Raw genomic sequence first — 5,104 nt, forward strand, 5'->3', positions numbered from 1 at the left:
CACTCATTATTACGGCAAGAAAACTATTGCAGATTATCTATGCAATCTATGTGCATAATACACCTTATGATCCTAAGAGAGTATTTGTTGCACAACCAACAAAATAGATAGCACTTCCTCTTGATTGTATTTGTGCCATTGACAATGAATTGTTAAAGAGCTAACACAACAACAAAAATCAAACTATATCGGCTCTATTAAACTACAAGCCGATACCTTGTTAGTGTTATTGATGAAACTTATGTTTCATCATCAAAACACTTCGCAGTTTTGAAGTGTTTTAAAAATGAAACAAAAAGGTATGTTTTTTTTTAAAATTTCAGCCGTTTAAGTTGTTTCTTATAAAACGGCTTCATATACTTTTATGAAAATAGGTGATAGCAAAAACTCCTCTTTTGTATCAATAGTACCTTTTTTTAAGTGTATAAGCTCTTCATTTTTAATATCAGCTACAATAGCTTGCATAGAGTTTTCCAATGTTTTATTGAAGCTGTAGTTCAGTCCTATAACTAATGCTCCTCCAAAGAGCAGTATGACAATACCAAGTACGAAAGCATAAGCAAAGAGAAGTCGCCATTTTGCACTATTCATTAACAATCCTGTATCCAGATCCACGTATAGTTTGAATAAGCTTTTTTTCAAACCCTCTGTCGATTTTATTGCGAAGATGATAGATTGTTACATTAATGACATTGCTTTCAAAAAACTCTTGCATATTCCAAATCTGTTCTAATATAACTGTGTTTGTAACAATATAGCCTTTATTGCGCAGTAGTAACTCTAAAAGTTCATACTCTTTTGTACTTAAATCAATGACTTTTCCATCTCTTTTAACTTCTCGTTTTATAGGATCAAGTGTCAGGTCTGCTGTATGCAGTGTAAGATTTTCATTATAACTGTTTCGACGATGCAGTGCTTGAATTCTGGCAACAAGTTCACTAAAAGAGAATGGTTTTGGAAGGTAGTCATCTGCACCGCTTTGTAGCCCCTCTACACGATCATCTACATCTCCACGCGCCGTAAGCATCAGTATGGGGGTAACTATGTTTGCCGTGCGTATTTTTTTAATGAGCTCTAGACCACTAATTTTAGGAAGCATCCAATCTACAATGATGACATCATACCGATTTATTTGCAAAAGATAAAAACCCTCTTCACCATCAAAGGCACAATCGACATTCATAAGCTCCTCTTTAAGTCCTTTTGTGATGAAAGAAGAGATCTTTTTATCATCTTCAATCAATAAAACTTTCATAAAATCTCCATCTCTTTTAAAAGAAGTCTATTACTAAAACATAAAATTTATATGAATAGTAGATGAAAAAAATTTCATATTCACTTCATATTTATTTAATAATCGTCAATTATACTAATTTTTATGAGTAATGAAAAAGAGTTTAAAGAGATTGCTATACATTGCAAAAACATAGTAAAAGCTTATGGAAGTGGTACTTCTAAGGTTTTGGCACTTCGTGGTGTAGATGTTGATATTTATAGAGGTGAATTGATGATGATTGTCGGTCCCTCTGGGTGCGGAAAGACGACATTTATCTCTATTATCTCTACAATGCTGTCGTTTGACAGTGGCGTTTGCAAAGTGTTGGGTTTGGATATTTCTAAAATATCTGAAAAAGATACAGTTCTGTTTAGAAGAGAGAATATTGGATTTGTATTTCAAGCTTTTAATCTATTGCCGGCACTTACTGCTCAAGAGAATGTGGCAGTTCCTCTTTTGGTTAAAGGTATAGAGAGAAAAGAGGCGATGGAAAGGTCTGCAAAAGCTCTCGTTTTGGTTGGTTTAAATAAGAGGCATAGTGCATTGCCTTCACAGATGAGTGGGGGAGAGAAGCAACGTGTTGCAATTGCCCGTGCCATTGTTCATAGACCTAAACTTATTATTTGCGATGAACCTACAAGCAATCTTGACCACTCAACAGGACTAAATGTGATGAAACTTTTAAGTAAGCTATCTAAAGAGTTGCAAACTACAGTAATTGTTGTGACGCACGATAATCGGATCTTAGATTTTGCTGATCGAATTGCCTATATGGATGATGGAAAAATTACACATATAAAAGAGAGATGATGAAGAAATTTAATTTTATTATAGGATTGTCTCTTTTGGGGATAATTTTAACCGTTACACTTATTTTACAGCAGTCTGATCCTGCTAAGGTAAATACAGAGCCGATCCCTAAATGGAATATACCCTTTAAATCGTTTGTTGCAGGAACTGGCATTGTTAAGCCAAGTACAAGAAACATCTCTATCGGTACTCCTGTTTCAGGTGTTGTAGAAGAGGTCTATGTCAAAGCTGGTGATACTATTAAAAAGGGTGATCCTCTTTTTAAAATTGATGATCGTAAACTTAGAAACCAACTTCCATACTTGAAAGCAAAGGTTGAAGAGGCACGCAGTGCTATGATCAAATATAAAAATATTTATGAAATAGATAAAAAACTCTACAAAGAGTCTGCAGGCGGAGCAATAAGTAAAAAAAGTTTTGAAATATCAAGAGACAATTATGTACATTCAAAGGCTGTTTTAAAAACAGCTATTGCTAAAATGGAGAGTCTGAAAAAAGATATTGAAAGATATACAATACATTCGCCGATTGATGGCATTGTACTTCAGTGCAATGTAACACCAGGCAGTTTTTTAGAAGCATCAGCTTTAACTTCACATTTTTTAGTGATTGGAAGTAACAAGTTAAACCTTCGTGTCAATGTAGATGAATATAATGCTTGGCGTATTCAACCAGGTGCTAAGGCTGTTGCCTTTGTGCGAGGACACCCTGAAATGAAAGTGCCGCTTAAGTTTTTGCGCATAGAACCATATATTGTTCCTAAAAAGGTTATGACTGGGCTACCGACTGAAAGAAGCGATGTACGGGTTCTTCAAGTTATCTATATGTTTGATAAGCCATCTTTTCCACTCTATGTCGGAGAGATGATGGATGTTTTTATAGATGCAGATCAAAGTAAAAGAGTAGGGCAGAGATAGATGCTAAATATTGCCATTAAAATGTTATGGGGTGATCGTACCAAATTTTTTGGTCTTCTTTTTGGTATTTCATTTACTGCTTTTCTTGTAACTTTTGCACTCTCCTTTTTTGCCGGTTTTATGACAAACAGTTTTGCTTTAATCTCTGAAAATCCTACAGCAGATGTTTGGGTAATGGATCCGGCAGTACGCTCTACGGAGATGACAATCAATATGCCTGAATCGGTACTTAGTCAAGTTAAAAGTATTGATGGGGTCAATTATGCCACTGCTCTTGCGATAGGTGACATTAGTGTTCGCTTTCCAAATGGCAGGTTTCAGACTTTTCAGATGATCGGTGTAGATGATGCAACATTGGCAGGTGCTCCAAAACCTCCTTTTGGAGATGTAGAGACATTACTGCATATTCCAGATGCTGTCATTGTCGCTTCTGGTGGTACAGAGGGGAAACTGCAAACGCCTATTTACAAAAGAGATCAGTGGGCATATGACGGTGCGCATCTCTCTGTACCTATGCGCTCTTTAAAAGCGGGTGATGAGTTGCTAATTAATGATAAAAGAGTATTTGTAGCAGGGATTTCAAAGACAATTCCACGATTTCCTCCAAGACCTTTAATTTACACAACTTTTTCTACCTTTAAAAAGATTTTGCCATCAGAGAGTCGCTACATCACATTTGTTCTGGTCTCTGCTAAGCCTGGTGTATCGCCTAAGAAATTGGCTCAAAGAATTAGCACAATTACAGGTTTTAGTGCAAGAACATCTGATGATTTTAAGAAAGATACAATCAAATGGTACTTAATAAACTCAGAAGATGTTGGCGATATGAGTGCAATGCTAATACTTGCTATGACAGTTGGCTTTGGTTTTACAGGTATTATGCTCTATATGTTTACCTATGAAAATCTTCAACAGTATGCAGTGCTTAAAGCGATAGGTACATCAGACAAAACACTGTTGTCAATGATATTTACACAAGCATCGGTTAGTGCCTTTATTGGAGCTGGCATAGGCATTGGAGTGTGTGCATTGGTAGGTGAGTTAATTGTTGGTTTTGAAATCAACTACCCTTTTAGACTAATGTGGTTTGCTCCTTTAGTTGGAGTTTTTGGTGTTATGATTATTAGCCTAACTGCCGCACTCATAAGTATGCGACCTGTTTTAAAACTTGATCCTGGTAGAGTCTTTTACAGTAAATAATACTATAATAGTATATTATATTCCTCATAATAGAGTCTCTCTGCTATCCTTTGTTTAAAAATAAATTTTAGTTATTTGACTTTTTCTTTTAATTTGTTATACTTTTAATAAGATAAGTTTTTAATTAAAAAATATCTATATAATAATTATTTATAGTGATGTAAGTAATAAGGAATTTTTTATGATCCGTAAACATATTACAGAACAGACTGCTATCTTCTTTAGTGTTACGAAATGGGTAGTACTCTCTTCATTTGTGGGAGTAATGATAGGAGCAATAGTTACACTGTTTTTAAAAATTTTACAAATTGCAGAAACAAGCAGATCAGATATTCCTTTTAGTTACTACTACCTATTACCATTTGCCCTTTTTTTGACAGTTTGGATTGTACGTAAATTTGCTCCCAATGCTGAAGGCCATGGTACTGAAAAAGTTATAGAAGCTGTTCATAAAAGATATGGTCAAATAGATATAGCTGTAATTCCTGTTAAACTTTTTGCTACTGTTTTAACTATTTTTGCTGGCGGTTCTGTTGGGAAAGAGGGGCCTGGCGCGCAAATTGGTGCTGGTGCAGCATCATGGTTATCAGATATTTTAAAATTCTCTCCGGAAGATCGTAAAAAACTGGTTATTTGTGGCATTAGTGCCGGTTTTGCTTCTGTTTTCGGTACACCCATAGCCGGTGCTATTTTTGGAGTAGAAGTATTAATAATAGGTGTCATACTGTATGATGTTCTTCTCCCTTCATTTATTGCTGGATTTGCAGCTTTTACAACAGCACAATTCCTTGGTGTTGAGTATACATATTTTGATGTACATTTCTATCAAAATATTTCACTTGATATTCCATTAATTCTTCAGGTTGTAGCTGCAGGTCTGTTTTTTGGTTTTATATCTGAC

General features: G+C 35.2%; 6 protein-coding genes. 4 read left to right on the forward strand and 2 right to left on the reverse strand.

Annotated elements, in window-relative coordinates; translation table 11 throughout:
* Positions 1-339: 339 nt before the first annotated feature.
* Positions 340-591, reverse strand: a complete 252-nt coding sequence (locus BM227_RS12270) for a hypothetical protein (RefSeq protein WP_092914265.1) — start codon at positions 589-591, stop codon at positions 340-342.
* Complete coding sequence (locus BM227_RS12275; protein WP_092914266.1) at positions 584-1,255, reverse strand: response regulator transcription factor; 672 nt, start codon at positions 1,253-1,255, stop codon at positions 584-586. The genes BM227_RS12270 and BM227_RS12275 overlap by 8 nt, the downstream gene beginning before the upstream one ends.
* A gap of 123 nt (positions 1,256-1,378) precedes the next feature.
* On the opposite strand from BM227_RS12275, the gene BM227_RS12280 reads away from it, so the two are divergent.
* The 4 genes from BM227_RS12280 to BM227_RS12295 form a co-directional block, all read left to right on the forward strand.
* On the forward strand, positions 1,379-2,086 hold the full coding sequence (locus tag BM227_RS12280) for an ABC transporter ATP-binding protein (protein ID WP_092914268.1): 708 nt from the start codon (positions 1,379-1,381) through the stop codon (positions 2,084-2,086).
* Complete coding sequence (locus BM227_RS12285; RefSeq protein ID WP_177202062.1) at positions 2,086-3,003, forward strand: efflux RND transporter periplasmic adaptor subunit; 918 nt, start codon at positions 2,086-2,088, stop codon at positions 3,001-3,003. The genes BM227_RS12280 and BM227_RS12285 overlap by 1 nt, the downstream gene beginning before the upstream one ends.
* Positions 3,004-4,203 carry an ABC transporter permease gene (locus BM227_RS12290; RefSeq protein WP_092914272.1) on the forward strand — a complete coding sequence of 400 codons (1,200 nt, stop codon included), beginning with the start codon at positions 3,004-3,006 and terminating at the stop codon, positions 4,201-4,203. It begins immediately after the preceding gene.
* Between the two features lie 181 nt (positions 4,204-4,384).
* Positions 4,385-5,104: chloride channel protein (locus tag BM227_RS12295; RefSeq protein WP_177202040.1), on the forward strand; the 720-nt coding region annotated here is incomplete at its 3' end.

It is taken from the genome of Hydrogenimonas thermophila (genome assembly GCF_900115615.1).
GTDB classification, from domain to species: Bacteria; Campylobacterota; Campylobacteria; order Campylobacterales; family Hydrogenimonadaceae; genus Hydrogenimonas; species Hydrogenimonas thermophila.

Bases quoted from the DNA above. Each gene is read 5' to 3' on its own strand.
- BM227_RS12270 (WP_092914265.1), bottom strand. From the start codon at position 591: ATGAATAGTGCAAAATGGCGACTTCTCTTTGCTTATGCTTTCGTACTT.
- BM227_RS12275 (WP_092914266.1), bottom strand. From the start codon at position 1,255: ATGAAAGTTTTATTGATTGAAGATGATAAAAAGATCTCTTCTTTCATC.
- BM227_RS12280 (WP_092914268.1), top strand. From the start codon at position 1,379: ATGAGTAATGAAAAAGAGTTTAAAGAGATTGCTATACATTGCAAAAAC.
- BM227_RS12285 (WP_177202062.1), top strand. From the start codon at position 2,086: ATGAAGAAATTTAATTTTATTATAGGATTGTCTCTTTTGGGGATAATT.
- BM227_RS12290 (WP_092914272.1), top strand. From the start codon at position 3,004: ATGCTAAATATTGCCATTAAAATGTTATGGGGTGATCGTACCAAATTT.